This window comes from Paraoerskovia marina DSM 21750, from assembly GCF_000701465.1.
In the GTDB taxonomy this organism is placed as follows: Bacteria; Actinomycetota; Actinomycetes; order Actinomycetales; family Cellulomonadaceae; genus Paraoerskovia; species Paraoerskovia marina.
The window spans coordinates 1-17,667 of record NZ_JNIY01000005.1 but is presented as its reverse complement, the minus strand read 5'-3'; the positions used below and the strand labels follow the sequence as shown (position 1 = coordinate 17,667).

Sequence of the window (17,667 nt, the reverse complement as noted above, 5' to 3'; positions counted from 1 at the left end):
TCAGTCCTTCCGCGTTCCGGGGACGGTGTGGGTCGTTCTGGTCGTCAAGCTGTCTACTGGGAGTGGGACGTTGGTGGTACAGGCGTGCGCTCCTCCCGCCAGGGTGGCGAGACGCTGCACGTGCGAGCCGAGGAGCTCCGAGAAGACCCGGGCCTCCGCCTCGCACAGTTCGGGAAACTCCGCCGCCACGTGCTGGATGGGGCAGTGCCCCTGGCAGAGCTGCAGGGCCATCGACCCGCCGGTGGGACGCACGCTCGCGGCGTACCCCTCGTCGCTGAGGACGTCGGCGAGCTGGACGACGCGGTCAGCGACCGTCTCCGCGTCGACGTCCTTGGCACGGCGGGAGGCAAGGTCCGCGAGCCGTAGCCGGGCGAACTCGGCGACGGCCTCGTCCCCACCCGCCGATCGCAGATAGCGCAGTGCCTGGCCGGCCAGCTCGGGGTAGGCACCCGTGAGCGACGACTGTCCGTGCTCGGTCGCCACGAACCGGCGGGCCGGGCGGCCGCGACGCACCTCGGTCGGGGGCACGACGTGAGGAGCGATGAGGCCGTCTGCCTCGAGAAGCCCGAGGTGCCGACGGACACCCGCGGGCGTCAGACCCAGCGTCGAGGCGAGGGTGGCGGCGGCGACCGGCCCGTCGGTCACGACGTGACGCAGGACACGCTCGCGCGTCGACTCGTCCGAGGTGTCGGCGAGGTCGAGCTGTCGCGTGGCACCGTGCTCCATGACCCCACCTCCTCTGATCGCGTCGAAGAATGCGGACAGTCCGCATATCGCAACATCCTCGTTCTCTAATTGCCGGTTGGCAAGCAAGGCGACCCTCACAGGACCTGTCCCGCGCACCCCTCTAGACTGCCGCAGTGAGCAATCCCGCCCTCGTCGTCCGCGACCTGACGAAGAGCTATGCCGGCCGCCCCGTCGTCGACCGGTTGAGCATGGAGGCGCACGCCGGCCAGGTCACGGCGGTGCTCGGTCCGAACGGCGCGGGCAAGACGACGACGATCGAGTGCTGCGAGGGCCTCCGGACGCCGGACTCGGGCGAGATCCGGGTCCTCGGCACGGACCCGGCTGCCGAGGCCTCGGCAGCCCGTGCACGCGTCGGCGTCATGCTCCAGGACGGCGGACTCCCCTCGGGCGCGCGCGCCCTCGAGGTGCTCACGCACGTCTCCACGATGTACGCCCGTCCCCGCTCCGTCGACGACCTCGTCGACAGGCTCGGCCTGGCAGGCTTCGCCGGCACGACGGTCCGTCGGCTCTCGGGCGGGCAGCGCCAGCGCCTCGCCCTCGCGATCGCCGTCGTCGGCCGTCCGGAGCTCGTCTTCCTCGACGAACCGAGTGCCGGACTCGACCCGCAGAGCCGCCGCGCCGTCTGGGACCTCGTGCGTGAGCTCCGGGACACGGGCGTCGCCATCGTGCTCACCACCCACCTCATGGACGAGGCCGAGAACCTCGCCGACCACGTCTACGTCGTCGACCACGGTTCCGTCGTCGCCGAGGGGACGACGGAGCAGCTCCTGGCGGGCCGCGAACAGACGATCCGCGTCGAGACGTCCACGGGCCTCGACGTCGCGAGCGCGGCGAGCCTGCTCTCCCAGGACACGGGGTCCGACTGGAACGCCGTCGAGGAGTCCCCCGGCGTCTACCTCCTGCACGGTGAGGTCACCCCCGCCGCCCTCCTTGCGACGACGACCTGGCTCGTGCAGGCGGACGCGCTCGCCCACCGCATCAGCACGGGCCAGCGCACGCTCGAGGACGTCTTCCTGGAACTCACCGGACGGACCCTGCGATGACGACCTCCACGCCGGCTCCCGCGTCACGGCGCATCTTCGCGCAGGCGACGTTCGAGACGCGCGCGATCCTGCGCAACGGCGAGCAGCTCCTCGTCACCATCATCCTGCCCGCCATCGTGCTCGTCGGCCTCGTGGCGACCGACGTCGTCTCGATGGACACGGGCGGCCTGTCCCGGGTCGACTACGTGACGCCGGGCGTGCTCGCCCTGGCCGTCATGGCGACCGCGTTCACGTCACAGGCCATCGCGACGGCCTTCGACCGTCGCAACGGGGTGCTCCGGCTCCTGGCCACGACTCCCCTGGGCCGCGGCGGACTCGTCGCCGGGAAGGTGCTGGGGGTCCTCGCCGTAGAGGTCGTCCAGGTCCTCGTGCTCGCCACGACCGCGCTCCTCCTCGGATGGTCCCCCGACCCTTCCGGTCTCCTCCCGGCGCTCGTGGCGGTCCTGCTCGGTACCGCGGCGTTCACCGCTCTTGCCCTGCTCATCGCCGGCACGATGCGCGCGGAGGGCGTGCTGGCGGTCGCCAACCTGGTCCTGATCCTTCTCGCGCTCGGCGGAGGAGTCATCATCCCCGCCGACCACCTGCCGGGGGCCCTCGGCCCGATCGTCTCGGCACTGCCGTCGGGCGCGCTCGCCGAGGCGATGTCGGCGGCGCTCGTCGACGGGACGTTCGCGCTCGGCTCGCTGGCGATCCTTGCGCTCTGGGCGGCCGCACTGTCGGTTCTGACCGCGAGGACGTTCCGCTGGCAGTAGGTCGCCGGCACGACAGCTGAGGATCCCGGGCCGACGTCACACCCGCGGGCGCCGGGAACGCGCCTCGGACCGATTACGGTAGAGGCGTGAGCACGCCCACGCAGACGCCCCCGCAGACCGACTGGCTGGCACGCTTCCGCCCCTGGACGCACGGAGTCCTGGTCGCGAACCTCGTCGTCCAGATCGGCATCATCGTGACCGGCGGGGCGGTCCGCCTCACCGGGTCGGGGCTCGGCTGCTCGACGTGGCCCGAGTGCGAACCCGGTCAGTTCACCGCGGCGTTCCACCCCGAGACGTCGTACCACCAGTACATCGAGTTCGGGAACCGGACGATCACCGGGGTCCTGGGTGTTCTCGCCATCGCGGTCGTCCTGCTCGTCTGCACCGACCGCAGCCGCTCGCGCGCCTACCGACTGCTCGGTCTCGTCCCGCTCGTCGGCGTCGTCGCCCAGGCCCTGCTCGGCGGAATCCTCGTGCTGCTCCACCTCCACCCCGGGCTGGTCTCGCTGCACTTCGTGATCTCGGCGTGCCTGGTCGCCGTCTCGGCACTTCTGCTGCACCGCTCCGGCGAGGGCGACGCGCCGCCGCGACGGGTCGTGGAACCCGCTCTGCACACGCTCGGCACGTGGCTCGTCGTGCTGATGGTGCCGGTCGTCGTCCTGGGTGTGATCGTCACCGGGGCGGGTCCGCACAGCGGGGACGACGAGATCGCCTACCGCATCGGGGTCGACCCCGCGCTGATGACCAAGCTTCACGCCGCTTTCGTGTGGATCTTCCTCGCCGTGCTCGCGGTGACCCTCGTGGTCGCCTTCCGCACGAACGCGCCGCAGGCCGTGACGAAGGCGCTCTGGATCGTCGTGGTGATCACGCTCGGGCAGGGCCTGATCGGCTACGTGCAGTACTTCACCGGGCTCCCCGCGCTGCTCGTCGGGCTCCACATGCTCGGCGCGGCACTTCTCGTCGCAGGGGTCGTGAAGGTTCCGCTCACGATGCGCGTGCGCGAGGCGCTCTGACCCTCAGGCGCGCGGGTCGACGTCCGCCATCACGTACCGGCGTCGCTGTGGCCACGGCGTCTCGGCCGGACGGAGCGTCGACCAGCCGCGGGCGCGTGCCTGAGCCGCGGCGAGGACGCCCACCACGGTGTTGGGGTTGTGCAGGCCGCCCGTGAGCACCGCGTCGACAGCCTCCTCGAGCGGAAGCCACCGTGCCGGCATGCCGGCCTCCTCGTGCTCCCGCTCGAAGCGCTCGGCGGCGGGAACCTCGACGAGATCACGCGCGAGGAACACGCGGAGGGCCTCCGTCGACCCGCCCGGTGTCGTCGAGTAGTCGACGAGGAGGTCCCAGCGCGTCGCGCGCAGGTCGGCCTCCTCGTAGAGCTCGCGCTGCGCCGCGGTGAGCGCGTCCTCACCCACGACGTCCAGGAGTCCCGCAGGCGGCTCCCACATCTCGAGGCCCGCGGGGTGCCGGTACTGCCGCTGGAGCAGGACACGGTCGTCGGGGTCCAGCGCGACGATCGCCACCGCACCGGGGTGATCGATCACCTCGCGGGTGACGACGACGCCCGGGTTCAGCTCGACGTCGTCCGCGACGACATCCCAGATCGGCCCCCGATGGACCAGCCGCCGCTCGCGGACGGTGCGCCGCGCCGGCTCGTCCGCGAGCGGCGCGCTCACCGCTGGGCCTCGACCGCCGCGGCGACCAGGCCAGAGAACAACGGGTGGGCGCGCGTGGGGCGCGACTTGAACTCGGGGTGCGCCTGCGTGCTGACGTAGTACGGGTGGACGTCCCGGGGCAGCTCCACGAACTCGACGAGCGAGCCGTCCGGAGACGTCCCGGAGATCACCAGGCCGGCGTCCTCGAGCTGCGACCGGTAGGCGTTGTTCACCTCGTAGCGGTGACGGTGGCGCTCCGAGACCAGCTCAGAACCGTAGGCCACGGCAGCGACCGACCCCGGGGCGAGAGCGGCGTCGTACGCGCCGAGACGCATAGTGCCACCCATGTCACCCTTGCCGCCGACGAACTCGATCTGCTCCGCCATCGTGGCAACCAGCGGGTGCGCCGTGTCGGGGTCGAACTCCGTCGACGACGCGTCCGCGATGCCGACGACGTTGCGGGCGTACTCGATCACCATCGACTGGAGTCCGAGGCAGATGCCCAGCGTCGGCACCTTGTTCTCGCGCGCCCAGCGAAGCGCGCCGAGCTTCCCCTCGATGCCCCGGACGCCGAAGCCGCCGGGGACGAGGATCGCGTCCACACCGCTGAGAGCGTCGTCCGCTCCCTCGGGAGTCTGGCAGTCGTCCGAGGTCACCCAGCGGATCGAGACCTTGGCGTCGTTGTCGAACCCGCCGGCGCGGAGCGCCTCGGTCACCGACAGGTACGCGTCGGGCAGGTCGATGTACTTGCCGACGAGGGCGATCTCGACCTGGTGCGCCGGGCGGTGCACGCGCTCGAGCAGCTCCGTCCAGCCGTCCCAGTCGACGTCTCCGTGCGAGAGCCCGAGCCGACGGACGACGTAGGCGTCGAGCCCTTCGCCGTGCAGGACCCGCGGGATGTCGTAGATGCTTGGCGCGTCGACGGCGGCGACGACGGCCTCGTTGTCCACGTCGCACATGAGCGCGATCTTCCGCTTGACCGACTCGGGCACCTCGCGGTCGGCCCGCAGCACGAGTGCGTCGGGCTGGATGCCGATCGACCGCAGCGCGGCGACCGAGTGCTGCGTCGGCTTGGTCTTGAGCTCGCCCGAGGGGCCGATGTACGGCACGAGCGAGACGTGCAGGAAGAAGCAGTCGTCGCGACCGAGCTCGTGGCGGATCTGCCGCGCAGCCTCGAGGAACGGCTGGGACTCGATGTCGCCGACCGTGCCACCGACCTCGGTGATGATCACGTCGTAGTCGGCACCGGCCTGGGCGCGCATCCGCGACTTGATCTCGTCGGTGATGTGCGGGATGACCTGCACGGTGTCACCGAGGTACTCGCCGCGGCGCTCCTTGGCGATGACCTGGGAGTACACCTGGCCGGTCGTCACGTTCGCGGAGGCGGGGAGGTCGTTGTCGAGGAAACGCTCGTAGTGACCGATGTCGAGGTCCGTCTCCGCCCCGTCCTCGGTCACGAAGACCTCACCGTGCTGGAACGGGTTCATCGTCCCCGGGTCGACGTTGAGGTACGGGTCGAGCTTCTGCATCGTGACGCGAAGTCCACGGCTGCGCAGCAGACGGCCGAGGCTGGAAGCCGTCAGTCCCTTGCCGAGCGAGGAGGCGACGCCTCCGGTCACGAAGATGTGCCGCGTCGTGTGGCGCGCGTCGGCGCCGGAGTCGAGGGGGCTGGGGGTCTGGATCAAAGGGTCTGCCACGGAACTCCATGCTAACAGTGGATGGCGGACGCGCCCGTCCACTAGGAGGTGACGCTCGTCCCGCCCGCGTATGCACGCAGGAGCTGTCCGACGACGTCCTCGACCCTGGGCAGGGCCAGGAACCGGTCGCGGGCCGCGGAACGGAGCCGGTCACGCTCGGCCTCGTCCCCCAGGAGGTGCCCGACGGCGTCGGCCAGGCCCCGTGCGTCCCCGACAGGGACGACACGGGCGGCGTCCCCCGTGACCTCACAGGTGCCCCCCGCGTCCGTCACGACGAGAGCGGCACCCGCCCCCAGCGCCTCCTGGACGCCGATGGGCTGCCCCTCCCACACGGCCGCGCTGACCACGACGTCCGCCGCGAGCAGGAGCCGGTCGACGTCGTCTCGTCGGCCGAGAAGGCTCACGGGCGCACCGCGGTCGACGGCGCGCCCGAGCAGCTCCTCCCTCAGCGGACCGTCCCCTGCGACCACCCACGTGGCGTCGTGGTCGATCATGGCTGCGGCGTCGACGAGCGTCGAGAGACCCTTCTGGGGCGCCAGCCGGGCAACCGTCACCACGAGCCCCTCGTCCGGGTCGATGCCCAGCTCCTCACGCACCGACGCGACGGCCCGAGGCCGCTCGCTCTCGGGCACCGGCCCGTCGGCAAGGCTCGGCGCGGGGACGAGCGCCCGCGCGACGTCACGGGCTCCACGGGCGGCCATCGCGTCGACAAGATCTCCGGATACCCCGAGCACGACGTCGGAGCCCCGGGCGACGATGCGTTCGAGGACCGCGGAGACGCCACGCACCGCCCGGGAGCCGACCGGCAGGTTGTGCACCGTGACGACGATGCGCGGCCGTGCACGCAGCCCACGCGTGGCGAGCACGACCAACGCCCCGGCGCGCAGGCCGTGCGCGTGGACGACGTCGGCGCCCACGACCGCACGCCGCAGCGCCGTCGTCGCCGCGACGTCGGCGGGACGAGGTCGGTCCGTGATCTCGACGGCGGCGAACGGCACCCCGGGAGGCGCAGCGAGCGCCTCGACCGAGCGCGGACCCACGACACGCGTGTCGATCCCCGCGCCGGTCAGCGCCTGCGCCACCTGCGCCACGTGGCGCGCGACGCCCCCTGCGCTCGAACCCAGCACCTGGACGACTCTCATGCTTCTCCTCCGAGGACGGCGGCGAGCGCCCGCCGGTCCGCCACCCACGAGACGGCCAGGACGATCCCCGCCCCGACGACGCCTGCCAGCAGACCGACCAGGGCGCCCACCACGAACGACGCGTCGTCCGGGAGGACGAGGCGGTTGAGCGCTGCACCCGCGGCTGCGCCGAGCGCACCCCCGAGCGTGATGACGACCGTGGTGCGCCCGGTACCGCGCATCGCCTCGTCGCCAAGGTGTCGGTGCGCGGCCGCGAGAAGCAGCACGGCCGCCACGGTCATGCCGACGGTGTTCGCCGCTCCGAGCAGGACGAGCGTGGTCTCCCGGTTCCTGTCGTCGCCCAGCACGATCGCCGGGAGGACGAACGCCAGGACCGAGACGACGAACCATCCCGCACTGGTCGCGACGACGGCGGCTCGTCCGTGGTCGACCGAGTACAGCGCTCGTGAGACGTGGAAGATGAGCGCATAGCCCAGGAGCCCGGGCGCCATCCACGCCAGGCCCGCCCCCATGCCGGAGACGGTTCCGTCGGCGAACGTCGCGAAGACCGCCTCGACCGCGCCCGAGGCGGCGATCACCCCGGCGACCCCGGCCGCGACGATCGTCAGCATGGTCCGCGTCGTGCGCGAGAACAGTCGTCCCAGGCCCGGGAGGTCGTCCGCCGCGGCACGCTCGGCGATGCGAGGAAAGGCACTCGTGGCCAGCGGGACCGCGAGCAGGGCGAACGGGAGCCAGTAGACCGCCTGGGTGTACGTGTAGACGGGGAAGGTCCCGGACCCGGGGCCGCCGTACCGGTTCGCCGCCAGCATCACCGCGACGACGGACACCTGCTGGGCTGCCAGCCCACCGATCCCTGCCAGCGCGAGAGCCCGCACGCGGCGCGCCTCGCCCGGTGCGAATTGCAGGGTGGGTCGCAGCCTGACCCCCGTACGCATCGCGGGCACGACCAGGGGAAGGCTCATGGCGGCGACACCCGCGGTCGTGCCCCAGGCGAGCCATGCCAGTGCCGTGTCGGACGCCTCGGCCGCGGTCTCCGGCGCCGAGCCGACCAGGCTTCCGTAGACGAAGTACGCGACGATGACGACGACCGAGGAGAACATCGGCGCGGCGGCGGGCCAGAAGAACCGACGGTGCGCCTGCAGCACGCCGGACATGACGATCCCGACGCCGTAGAGCGGGATCTGCAGGGCGAAGACCCGGAGGAACCCCGTCGCGAGCTCCGCCGTGCCGGACTCGACAGCCGCGCCGCCGACGGCGACGACGACGAGGTCGACGAGCGGCCCCGCGAAGACCGCGACGAGACCGCCGAGCGGAACCAGGACGAGCAGGCTCCAGCACAGGAGCGCCGATGCCGTGCGTGAGACCTCGACGCGCGAGCTGCGGGCGATCGGACCGGCGAGGAGCGGGATCACCGCACCGGCCAGGGCCCCGCCCGCTGCCACCTCGAACAGGACGTTCGGGAGCAGGTTGGCGGTGGAGTAGGCCTCCGCCACGGGGTTGTCCGACCCGACCTGGCCGGCCTGGACGCCCCAGCGCAGGAAGCCCAGTGCGCGACTGATCAGCGTGACGACGGTGATCATCGCGGCGGCACCGGCAAGAGACTGGACCGCGACCCGTGCCCGCGGGGACATCAGTGCTCTCCGCCCCGGCCCCACGTGTCCAGACGGTGCAGGACCGGGTTGTCGGCGATCACGGCCGAGAAGCTCACGCGCTCGCTCGCGAGCGTCAGACCGACGATCCCTGCCAGGACGGCGCATCGGACCGGGCGGGGCGCCGTGGCGGCCAGCTCGGCGCCCAGCACTGCACCCAGCGCGTTGGCTCCGCAGTCGCCGAGCATGTCCCGGCCGGCGAGGTCGGCCGGTGCCGCTGCGACGCCGGCACCGACGACGGCCCCGGTGCACCCCGGGGACGAGGGCGCCAGGAGGACGGCACCGACCACGGAGGCCTTCAACGCCCGTCCGGGACGAAGATCGAGGAGGTTGACGAGGTTCGCCGCCCCGGCGACGAGCGCCGTGTCGACGGCCAGGTCGAGGACGCGTCCGACTCCGACGGAACGGCGCGGGACGACGGCCGCGGCGAGTGCCGCGGTCGCGCCGATGCCCAGGACCTTCAGGCCCCCGGTCGTCAGCTCGCCCCGGGCGAGCGCACCGAGGTGGCCCCGCAGCCCCTTGGTCCGGGTCGACGGGTCCTCGGTGAGATCGTCGACCAGACCGAAGGCGCCGGCACCGAGCCCCGCGATCGCGACCGCACTCCCGTGACGGGCGCTCGGCGCTCCTGCGAGGGCCCCGAGCCCTGTCCCCACGGCGACGGCCGGGCCTTCGAGCAGGCTGACCGGGTTGCCGGCATGGTTCGTGCGCGTCCAGCGCGGCGCGTCGGGGCCCACGAGCGCCTGCCCGAGCTCGCGCGCCGTGGCCGTCACGCCCGCGGCCACGATCGCGGCGGCCACCGCGCGACGGCGCCTCACGCTGCCTCGTCGACCGACGCCGACTGGTCGCTCGCCGACGGCGCACCGTCGATCCGCTCGGGCAGCTCGACGGCGTCGGGCATGACCGACGTGGCGCTCTCCTCGAACCCGTAGTGACCGACGACGTCGACGTACGACGCCGCCAGTGCGAGCGGGACGTTGATCTGACCGGCCAGCGAACCGGTACCGGAGACCGTGGACACGGGCTCTTCCTCGTCGCGCAGGAGGGTGATGAGGTCTCCGTCGACCGCGGCCGGCCCTGCGACCACGGCGCCCTGGGCCGCCTCGGCGGACGCGAGAGCGATCGACGCCTCGATCTGCACCGGACCCGCGTCCGTCTCCGCCGTCGGCGCGTCGGTTCCCGCCTCGGTCGGCACGGCCTCTCCCTCGCTCGTGTCGGCTGCCGGGTCGGCCGGCGGCGAGAGCAGCAGGATGGTCTCGGCCGGAGCGGTCACGTCCTCGGAGACGGTGAGCAGTCCGGCGTCGACGAGAGTCTGGAGAACCGCTGACCCGTCGTCGCTGCCCTCGACAGAGGCAGGCTCCGTCAACGAGGTGGCAAGCGCGGTCGCCAGGGCCTGCACGGCGTCCTCGTCGGCCATCGACTCTTCGTCGGTGCTCTCCTCCGTGCCGGTGTCCGAGGTCTCTGCCCCGTCCTGCGACGCGAGGTCCTCCGCCGCAGCGACGCGTGCGGTGCTGTCGTCACCGGTCCACGACTCGGTGATGGCGACCGAGGCCGTCACGGTCGCCCCGGCCAGCTCGAGCTGCTCGGCCACGGGTTCGTAGCGGACCTGGTCGAGGTCGCCGAGCGCGACGACGGCCACCGAGACACCGTCCAACGAGCCGTCCACGAGCCGTGGCCCGCTCGCCTCGATGAACGCCGCCGCGGCGTCTCCCGCGTCCTCGGACTCGTCGAGCTCCTCGCGCAGCTCGTTGCGCTCGGCACGCAGTTGGTCGACCTGGCCGGTGAGCTGGTCACCGATCGGCCCCTCGAGCGGGCCCGCTCCCAGGATGATCCCCACGGCGAGCGCGAGGAACACCGAGATCAGCGAGACGATGTGGTAGCGGAAGTCGATCACGGTGTTCGTCGGTCCTTCGTCGGTGGGGCTTGGGGATCAGGGGAACGCTCAGCCTCCGAAGAGAGAGCCCACCCATGACCAGAACGTGTCGAGGTGTGCGCCGACGATACCGAAGAACGTCTGGCCGGCGGCGGTCGCCGCGAGAGCGGCCATGACCGCGCACAACCCTGCGAGCGAGAGCAGGACGAGCTGCATGTTCGAGATGCGCTGTCGGTAGAGGCGCGAGACGCCCTTGGCGTCGACAAGCTTGCCTCCCACGCGGAGCCGCGTGAGGAACGTGCTCGCCATTCCTGCACGCCCCTTGTCGAGAAACTCGACGAGCGTCGCGTGGGTTCCGACGGCGACGATGACCTCGGCACCGGAGTCGTCCGCGAGGAGCATCGCGATGTCCTCGCTCGTGCCGGTCGCCGGAAAGACGATGGGCTCGACCCCGAGGTCCGTCACCCGGTCGAGGCCCGGCGCCTTGCCGTCGCGGTACGCATGGACGACGATCTCCGCGCCGGACGCGAGCGCACGGTCCGACACCGAATCCATGTCGCCGACGATCATGTCCGGCTTCCAGCCCGCGTCGATGATCGCGTCCGCCCCGCCGTCGACGCCGATCAGCACCGGCCTGTACTCCGAGATGTACGGGCGCAGCGTCGCGAGGTCCTCGCGGTAGTGATAGCCACGGACGACGATCAGGACGTGTCGGCCGTCGATCTTCGTCGACACAGCCGGCACGCCGACGCCGTCGAGCAGAAGGTCACGCTCGCGACGCAGGTAGTCCATCGTGTTCTCGGCGAACCGCTCGATCTCGTCGGACAGGCCCTCACGCGCCTCGGCCATGTTCGTGGCGATCGTCTGCGGTGTCTGCACCGTCCCCTCGGCGACGAGCGTGTCACCCAGGTACACGGCACCGCCGTCGACCCGGACGGTCTCGCCCTCGGGGATCTCCATGACGGCGTCGCCCAGGTCGTCGACGAGCACGATCCCGGCGTCGACGAGGATCTCGGGCCCGAGGTTGGGGTACCGCCCGGAGGTGGAACGTGCGGCGTTGAGGACGACGGCGGGACCCGCGGTGACCAGGGCGTCCGCGGCGACCCGGTCGATGTCGACGTGGTCGATGACCGCGACGTCGCCGTCGCGAAGCCGTTTGGTCAGGCCCTTGGTCCGGCGGTCGACACGTGCGGTGCCGTGCGTGCCGGGCGTCGTCGGTTCTGGCGCCTTCCGGCGCGTCGAGAGTCTCATCGGTGCATATCGTCCCACGTCACGGCTGAACCGTGGACGACTCGAGCAGCTCGTGCGCGTGGCGCAACGCCGTCGACGAGTCGTCCTGCCCCGAGAGCATCCTCGCGAGCTCGCTGACACGCGCGTCGTCGGTCACCTCCGAGACCCCCGTCACGGTCGATCCACCCGTAGTGTCCTTCGCCACGACGAGCTGGCGGTCCGCGAAGGCGGCAACCTGCGCGAGGTGCGTCACGACGATCACCTGGGCACGCTGCGCGAGCTGGGCGAGCCGACGACCTACCTCGACGGCGGCACGCCCTCCGACACCGGCGTCGACCTCGTCGAAGACGAAGGTCCGAGGGCCGCCACCGTGCGCGCCGCGCGTCGCGGCGAGGGCCACCTCGATGGCGAGCATCACCCGTGAGAGCTCACCGCCGGACGCGCCCTTGCCCAGGGGACGGGGCGGGGCACCCGGGTGCGGGACGAGCTGCATCGCGATCTTGTCCCCGCCGGACGCCGACAGGTCGGCCGGTTCGACCGCCGTCGACAACCTGGCTCCGGTCATCGCGAGTCCCGCCAGCTCCGCGCTGACGGCCTCGTCCAGCTCGCGAGCCGCGCGGACCCGGCCCTCTGTGACCTGGTCGGCGAGCCGGCGCAGCCCAGCGTCGAGCTCGGCGTGGCGCTCTCGCAGCGCGTCGAGGCCGGCGCCGTCGTCGTCGAGGTCGAGGAGCTTGAGTCCTGCAGCGCTCGCCCACGCGAGCACGTCGTCGATCGACTCCCCGTAGGTGCGGGTCAGCGTCGTGAGCTCCGCGAGCCGCGCGTGCGCGCTCTCGAGCCCGCCGGGGTCGGCCTGCAACCCGTCGACGTACGCGGCGAGGTCCGACGCGACGTCGTTGAGCATGTACTCCGCCTCGACGAGACGGCGGGCCAGCGCGGACATCTCGGGGTCCGAGTCCGCGACCTGCTCCAGGGCCCGCCGCGCACGGTCGAGGCTCACGACCGCGCTCTCCGACGCGTCGGCCGACTCGTCCCCAACGAGGGAGAGGTGCGCGGTCTGCGCCGCCGCGCGCAGCTCCTCGGAGTTCCCCAGGCGGGCAACGAGCGCGGTCAGGTCTACGTCCTCCCCCGGCTGCGGGTCGACCCGCTCGATCTCAGCCAGCCCCCGGCGAAGCGCCTCGGCCTCCCGTGCCCGCTCGTCGGCGTGCGTGGTGAGATCCTCGATCCGCCTCTCGACGTCCGCACGCTCGTGCCACGTCCGACGGTACTCGGCAAGCGTGCCCGCATGCTCCTTCCCCGCGAACGCGTCGAGCGCGTCACGCTGCCGGCTCTGGGTGCGCAGGCGGATCTGGTCGGCCTGGCCGTGGACCGTCACGAGCTCCCCGGCGACGTCGGCGAGCAGCGCCTGCGGGACGCTACGGCCACCCACGTGCGCGCGCGAGCGCCCCTCCGCGGCGACGGACCGGACGACCACGACCGACCCGTCGTCGTCGAGCTCTCCCCCGGCCTCGTGGACGATCTCCCGTGCGGCAGAGCTCTCCGGGAGGTGCATCCGCCCCTCGACCACCGCACGGGTGGCACCGGGGCGCACGGACGCCGGGTCCGCCTTGCCCCCCATGAGCAGGCCGAGGCCCGTGAGCAGCATCGTCTTGCCGGCCCCGGTCTCTCCGGTGATGACCGTCAGGCCCGGATGAAGACAGACACTCGTGCGGCTGATCACTCCGAGGTCTTCGATGACCATCTCTTCTATCAACGGGTTCCCCCTTCGTTCCCTCGGTGCCGCCCGCGCCATCCGACGACCGGAAGTCTGAACTTGTTCACGAGCCGGTCCGTGAACGGACCGGAAGCGAGTCGCGCCAGCAGGACCGGGTCCGACCCCCGTCGAACCTCGACCCGTGAGCCGACGGGCAGGTCGACCTGCCGGCGCCCGTCACACATCAGGACCCCACCCGACGAGGACGTCGGTGCGACCTCGACCGCGAGGACGCTGTCGGGGCCGACCACGACCGGCCGTGCAAAGAGCGCGTGCGCGGAGATGGGGACGAGGACCGTGGCGTCGACGTCGGGCCAGACGACGGGCCCGCCGGCGGAGAACGCGTGCGCGGTCGACCCGGTCGCCGTCGACATCACGACTCCGTCGCAGCCGAAGGACGACAACGGTCGCCCGTCCACCTCGACCGCCACCTCGAGCATGCGCGCCCTGCCGGCCTTCTCGACCGTGGCCTCGTTCAGCGCCCAGCCGTGGATCGGCTCGTCGACGCCCGGCTGGTGGACCGCGACGTCGACCGTCTGGCGGGCCTCAATCGCATAGTCGCCCGCTGCGAGTCGCGCGACGACCTCGGACAGCTCGTCGCGGTCGCTCTCCGCGAGAAAACCGACGTGTCCGAGATTGATCCCGACGAGGGGTACCGACGTCCCGTGCGTGAGCTCTGCGGCACGCAGGATCGTGCCGTCCCCGCCGAGGACGAGCACCATCTCGACCTCCTCGACCCGCTCCGCACTACGGACGACGTCGATGGGCAGGCCTGCGTTGCCAAACCCCTCAGCGAGGTCGTCGTCGTGCAGCGCGACGGAGAACCCAGCGCCCTCCAGCTCGCGCACGGCGTCCCGCACCGTCGCGACGGCGTCGGGCCGACCACCGTGCGTCACGATGAGTACCCGTCGGGTCACGGTTCCTCCGTCCACGTCGTCCGGTGCGCGATCCAGGTCGGGAAAGTCGCGATTTCGTCGTGGTCAGTCTCCCACCTCACCGCCGAGCGCACGATGTCGGACGGGACGACGGACGCGGGAGACACGCCGGCTCGGAGCCTGAGGACGAACTCGCGGTTCCCGTTCGGGCCGGGCAGGCTGCTCGGGACGAGTCCGACGGAGGAGAGCCCTGCGTGGGCTGCGGCCTCGGCGACGGCCGTCACGCACTCGGCGCGCTGCTCGAGGCTCTTGACGACGCCGGTCGCCCCGAGCCGGTCGCGACCGATCTCGAACTGGGGCTTGACGAGAAGCACGACGTCGGTCTTCTCCGAGACGAGCGAGGCGACGACGGGCAGCACGAGTCGCAACGAGATGAACGAGAGGTCCCCGACCAGGACGTCGATCTCGCCGAACGCCTGTGGCTCGAGATCACGGACGTTCAGACCCTCGAGGTTCACCACCCGCGGGTCGTCCCGGAGCTCGTCGACGAGCTGACCGTGCCCGACGTCGACCGCCGTCACCTGCTCAGCGCCCTGTCGGAGCAGAACGTCCGTGAAGCCCCCGGTCGACGCCCCGAGGTCCACGCAACGCGCCCCCTCGACGGAGACGGGCGCACCGGCCGCGGCGAACGCGTCGACGGCTCCGGCCAGCTTGGCACCCGCGCGCGAGACGAACTCCGCGTCGTCGACGACCAGCGCCGCGGACGGGCTGATCCTCGCCGACGGGCGGGTCGCCACGACGCCGTCCACCGTCACCGAGCCTGCCTTGACGAGACGGCTCGCGCGCTCGCGCGAGCGAACGAGGCCACGGAGCGCGAGCTCGACGTCCAGACGGTTCAACATCTCAGCTCTCAGGGTCTGCGAGTCGCTCCGCGAGTCGCGCCTGGACGGCGTCGACGACATCGGGGTGCTCGGCAACGGGCCGCGAACCGAGGTCGTCGAGCAGCTCCCGGACGTCTTCCCCCCACGGCGCGTCCGGATCGCGCGGCTTCGGCGTCGCCCTCTCGGCCGGCACGGAGCCCTCGGGCACTTCGCCCATGCTCGCCCTCCCCATCTCGTCGAACTGCAGACCTACCACGCTACCGGCCGCGACTGACGGTCATCGGACGTCGAACTCGGGAACGGAGTCCTCGTCGATCCGAACGCCGTCGTCCCGCGCCGCCCAGACCGCACCGCACGCTGCGCGCACGGAGTCGACAGGGTCGGAGGCTTCGCCGTGGTCCAGCCGGAGCCGCCCACCGTCGACCCGCGCCGTGGCCCCGCCGCACTCCCACGAGCCGTCCTCTCGATGACGCGGCGCGGCGTGCGCCTGCGTCAGCGCACGCAGGTCCCGCCCGATGAAGTGCGGTCGCATCGACGCGTCGGCGAGGACGGCGTCACGACCCGAGTTCACACCGGTGAGGACGTGGAGTCCCGGGAACCCACCTGCACGAGCGCCGGCGAGGTCCGTGTCCAGGCGGTCGCCGATCACGAGCGTGCGGTTCCCGCCGACACGGTCGACGGCCATCTGATACATCGTCGGTGCAGGTTTGCCGGCGCTCTCCGGTTCGACGCCTGTCGCGGCGACGACCGCCGCCACGAGCGAGCCGTTCCCCGGGGCGATCCCGCGCGCCTGGGGGATCGACAGGTCGCGGTTGCTCGCGACGAACCATGCACCGCGCTGCACGGCGAACGCCGCCTCGGCCAGGTCCTTCCATCCGACCTCGGGCGAGAAGCCCTGGACGACCGCGTCGGGTGCGTCGTCGGCGCTGTCCACGATCGTCAGGCCTGCCGCCGAGACGGCGGTGCGCAGGCCTGCCCCACCGATGACGAGGACCGTCGCCCCGACGTCGAGCCGTGTACGGAGCAACGCCGCGGCAGCCTGGGCCGCGGTCATCACGTCGTCGGCGGTCGCCGGGATGTCCAGCTCGGAGAGCTGCCCGGCGACGTCCTCAGGCTCCCGCGAGGCGTTGTTGGTGACGAAGACCAGGCGGACACCGGCACTGCGCGCTGCCGAGAGCCCGTCCGCGGCGTGCGCGATCGGCTGGTGACCCGCGTATGCGACGCCGTCCAGATCGACGAGTGCCAGGTCGAACGCGTCGATCAGGGGTCCGTCGCAGGCAAGCAGTCCCCCGCTCACGCGTCGTCTCCGCTCTCTGACCGCGTCAGAGGTTCCTCGGCCTCGAGGTCGAAAACCACGACGTCGTCGTCGTCCTCGACATAGGGCGCGAGCGTCGCGGCGGCGTCGCCGGGCCGACCGAGCGCCTCGAGGGCTGCTGCTCGGGCGTAGGAGACTCGCTCGCGGAGGGCCTGCGGCACCTGTCCGAGGGAGTCGAGCACCGACAGCGCCGCTTCGGGCTCCTTCAGGTCCAGCCGAGCACCGCTCGTCACGACGCCCAGCTCGACTGCGGCGGCACGGGACAGGGTGGACGCCTCCTCAGACACGGCGAGGTCGAGCGCCCGCTCGGGGCGACCCATGCCGCGTTCGCAGTCCGCCATCATCGGAAGGTGCTCGGACGAGCCGTTCAGGCGACGAACGGTCCTGAACTCCCGGAGCGCCTCCGCGTACCGCTCGGTGCGGTATGCGGCGAGTGCCGCGGCTTCGCGGACGACGTCGATCCGGCCGGCCCGACGAACCGCAGCCTGTGCGTGCAGGTACGCGCGCTCGGGGTCGTCGTCCAGAAGTCGACCCACCATGACGAGGTGCTCCCCGACACGCTCGGCGTTCTCCTTGGTCAGACCACGGAGGCGACCACGTGCGTCCCGGTCGAGGTCGTGCCACGAGATCCCGTCCGGGATCAACGGATCGCGAGGCCGGTCACGGTCGTCCCTCCGGGGGGCGTCGGACCGGGCTCCCTCGTCCCGACGGGGCGAACCGGTGCCGGGTCGGTTTCCGTAGCGTCCTTCACCGCCACTGCGACGGTCCGGGCCTCGACCCGCACCAGAGGCTCCCCCACCGTGGGCTCGTGGTCGGTCGCCTCGACCTCGATCGCCGCCTGCACGCTGGGAGTCTCGACGCTCGTTCACCCTGGTTCCTCTCGTCAGTTGTCAGTGCATCATCCTACGCGCCGACCCGGTAGAACCCTCGGCGCGAGGAGTCGCGAGACGGGTGGTCAGACGTGGTGGTGTGGGGGTATGCCAAAGGCCCACCCCGGTTGGGGTGGGCCTTTGGTGAATGGTTGTCCGGCGGTGTCCTACTCTCCCACCCCGTTCCCAGGGCAG

Annotated in this window: 17 protein-coding genes; 3 read left to right on the top strand and 14 right to left on the bottom strand. The window is 71.9% G+C overall.

Features of this window, described 5'->3' with window-relative positions; all coding sequences use genetic code 11:
• The gene (locus Q343_RS0109035; RefSeq protein ID WP_043109937.1) at positions 1-726 is read right to left on the bottom strand and encodes a helix-turn-helix transcriptional regulator; all 726 of its coding nucleotides are present in this window, start codon (positions 724-726) and stop codon (positions 1-3) included.
• 134 nt (positions 727-860) lie between these two features.
• On the opposite strand from Q343_RS0109035, the gene Q343_RS0109030 reads away from it, so the two are divergent.
• From Q343_RS0109030 to Q343_RS0109020, 3 genes are all read left to right on the top strand, one after another.
• Complete coding sequence (locus Q343_RS0109030) at positions 861-1,790, top strand: ABC transporter ATP-binding protein (RefSeq protein ID WP_029253263.1); 930 nt, start codon at positions 861-863, stop codon at positions 1,788-1,790.
• Positions 1,787-2,542, top strand: a complete 756-nt coding sequence (locus tag Q343_RS0109025; protein ID WP_029253262.1) for an ABC transporter permease — start codon at positions 1,787-1,789, stop codon at positions 2,540-2,542. The genes Q343_RS0109030 and Q343_RS0109025 overlap by 4 nt, the downstream gene beginning before the upstream one ends.
• Before the next feature lie 86 nt (positions 2,543-2,628).
• Positions 2,629-3,555 carry a COX15/CtaA family protein gene (locus Q343_RS0109020; protein ID WP_052367068.1) on the top strand — a complete coding sequence of 309 codons (927 nt, stop codon included), beginning with the start codon at positions 2,629-2,631 and terminating at the stop codon, positions 3,553-3,555.
• A gap of 3 nt (positions 3,556-3,558) precedes the next feature.
• Here Q343_RS0109020 and Q343_RS0109015 read toward each other — a convergent pair whose 3' ends face one another.
• Genes Q343_RS0109015 through Q343_RS0108955 form a run of 13 tightly spaced genes read right to left on the bottom strand, consistent with a single transcriptional unit; the run spans position 3,559 to position 17,247 of the window.
• On the bottom strand, positions 3,559-4,215 hold the full coding sequence (locus tag Q343_RS0109015; RefSeq protein WP_029253260.1) for an NUDIX domain-containing protein: 657 nt from the start codon (positions 4,213-4,215) through the stop codon (positions 3,559-3,561).
• Entirely contained in the window at positions 4,212-5,891 is a 1,680-nt protein-coding gene (gene pyrG / locus Q343_RS0109010) for a CTP synthase (protein WP_029253259.1), read from the bottom strand. Before pyrG ends, Q343_RS0109015 begins: the two co-directional genes overlap by 4 nt.
• A 41-nt stretch (positions 5,892-5,932) precedes the next feature.
• Positions 5,933-7,033, bottom strand: coding sequence for a glycosyltransferase family 4 protein (locus Q343_RS0109005; protein ID WP_043109935.1), 1,101 nt, complete (start codon positions 7,031-7,033; stop codon positions 5,933-5,935).
• On the bottom strand, positions 7,030-8,664 hold the full coding sequence (gene murJ, locus Q343_RS0109000) for a murein biosynthesis integral membrane protein MurJ (RefSeq protein ID WP_029253257.1): 1,635 nt from the start codon (positions 8,662-8,664) through the stop codon (positions 7,030-7,032). The genes Q343_RS0109005 and murJ overlap by 4 nt, the downstream gene beginning before the upstream one ends.
• Positions 8,664-9,497, bottom strand: a complete 834-nt coding sequence (locus tag Q343_RS0108995; RefSeq protein ID WP_029253256.1) for a hypothetical protein — start codon at positions 9,495-9,497, stop codon at positions 8,664-8,666. Before Q343_RS0108995 ends, murJ begins: the two co-directional genes overlap by 1 nt.
• Positions 9,494-10,573, bottom strand: a complete 1,080-nt coding sequence (locus tag Q343_RS0108990; protein ID WP_052367067.1) for a copper transporter — start codon at positions 10,571-10,573, stop codon at positions 9,494-9,496. Before Q343_RS0108990 ends, Q343_RS0108995 begins: the two co-directional genes overlap by 4 nt.
• Before the next feature lie 48 nt (positions 10,574-10,621).
• Positions 10,622-11,803 (bottom strand): putative cytokinetic ring protein SteA, encoded by a 1,182-nt coding sequence (gene steA / locus Q343_RS0108985; RefSeq protein WP_029253254.1) that lies wholly within the window; start codon positions 11,801-11,803, stop codon positions 10,622-10,624.
• Positions 11,804-11,822: 19 nt separating this feature from the next.
• Positions 11,823-13,520 carry a DNA repair protein RecN gene (gene recN, locus Q343_RS0108980; protein WP_248616802.1) on the bottom strand — a complete coding sequence of 566 codons (1,698 nt, stop codon included), beginning with the start codon at positions 13,518-13,520 and terminating at the stop codon, positions 11,823-11,825.
• Positions 13,521-13,528: 8 nt separating this feature from the next.
• Positions 13,529-14,449, bottom strand: coding sequence for an NAD kinase (locus Q343_RS0108975; protein ID WP_043109961.1), 921 nt, complete (start codon positions 14,447-14,449; stop codon positions 13,529-13,531).
• Entirely contained in the window at positions 14,446-15,309 is an 864-nt protein-coding gene (locus tag Q343_RS0108970) for a TlyA family RNA methyltransferase (RefSeq protein WP_081829747.1), read from the bottom strand. Before Q343_RS0108970 ends, Q343_RS0108975 begins: the two co-directional genes overlap by 4 nt.
• Position 15,310: 1 nt before the next feature.
• On the bottom strand, positions 15,311-15,505 hold the full coding sequence (locus Q343_RS0108965; protein WP_155990699.1) for a hypothetical protein: 195 nt from the start codon (positions 15,503-15,505) through the stop codon (positions 15,311-15,313).
• 60 nt (positions 15,506-15,565) lie between these two features.
• Positions 15,566-16,585 (bottom strand): HAD-IIA family hydrolase, encoded by a 1,020-nt coding sequence (locus tag Q343_RS0108960; RefSeq protein WP_029253249.1) that lies wholly within the window; start codon positions 16,583-16,585, stop codon positions 15,566-15,568.
• Positions 16,582-17,247: a hypothetical protein gene (locus tag Q343_RS0108955; protein ID WP_052367066.1), complete on the bottom strand. Its 666-nt coding sequence runs from the start codon at positions 17,245-17,247 to the stop codon at positions 16,582-16,584. The genes Q343_RS0108960 and Q343_RS0108955 overlap by 4 nt, the downstream gene beginning before the upstream one ends.
• Positions 17,248-17,667 lie beyond the last annotated feature (420 nt).

Excerpts from the sequence above, each read along its gene's own strand:
- murJ (WP_029253257.1), bottom strand. The coding sequence starts at position 8,664 with ATGTCCCCGCGGGCACGGGTCGCGGTCCAGTCTCTTGCCGGTGCCGCC.
- Q343_RS0109035 (WP_043109937.1), bottom strand. The coding sequence starts at position 726 with ATGGAGCACGGTGCCACGCGACAGCTCGACCTCGCCGACACCTCGGAC.
- steA (WP_029253254.1), bottom strand. The coding sequence starts at position 11,803 with ATGAGACTCTCGACGCGCCGGAAGGCGCCAGAACCGACGACGCCCGGC.
- Q343_RS0108970 (WP_081829747.1), bottom strand. The coding sequence starts at position 15,309 with ATGTTGAACCGTCTGGACGTCGAGCTCGCGCTCCGTGGCCTCGTTCGC.
- recN (WP_248616802.1), bottom strand. The coding sequence starts at position 13,520 with ATGGTCATCGAAGACCTCGGAGTGATCAGCCGCACGAGTGTCTGTCTT.
- Q343_RS0109025 (WP_029253262.1), top strand. The coding sequence starts at position 1,787 with ATGACGACCTCCACGCCGGCTCCCGCGTCACGGCGCATCTTCGCGCAG.
- Q343_RS0108965 (WP_155990699.1), bottom strand. The coding sequence starts at position 15,505 with ATGGGCGAAGTGCCCGAGGGCTCCGTGCCGGCCGAGAGGGCGACGCCG.
- Q343_RS0109005 (WP_043109935.1), bottom strand. The coding sequence starts at position 7,033 with ATGAGAGTCGTCCAGGTGCTGGGTTCGAGCGCAGGGGGCGTCGCGCGC.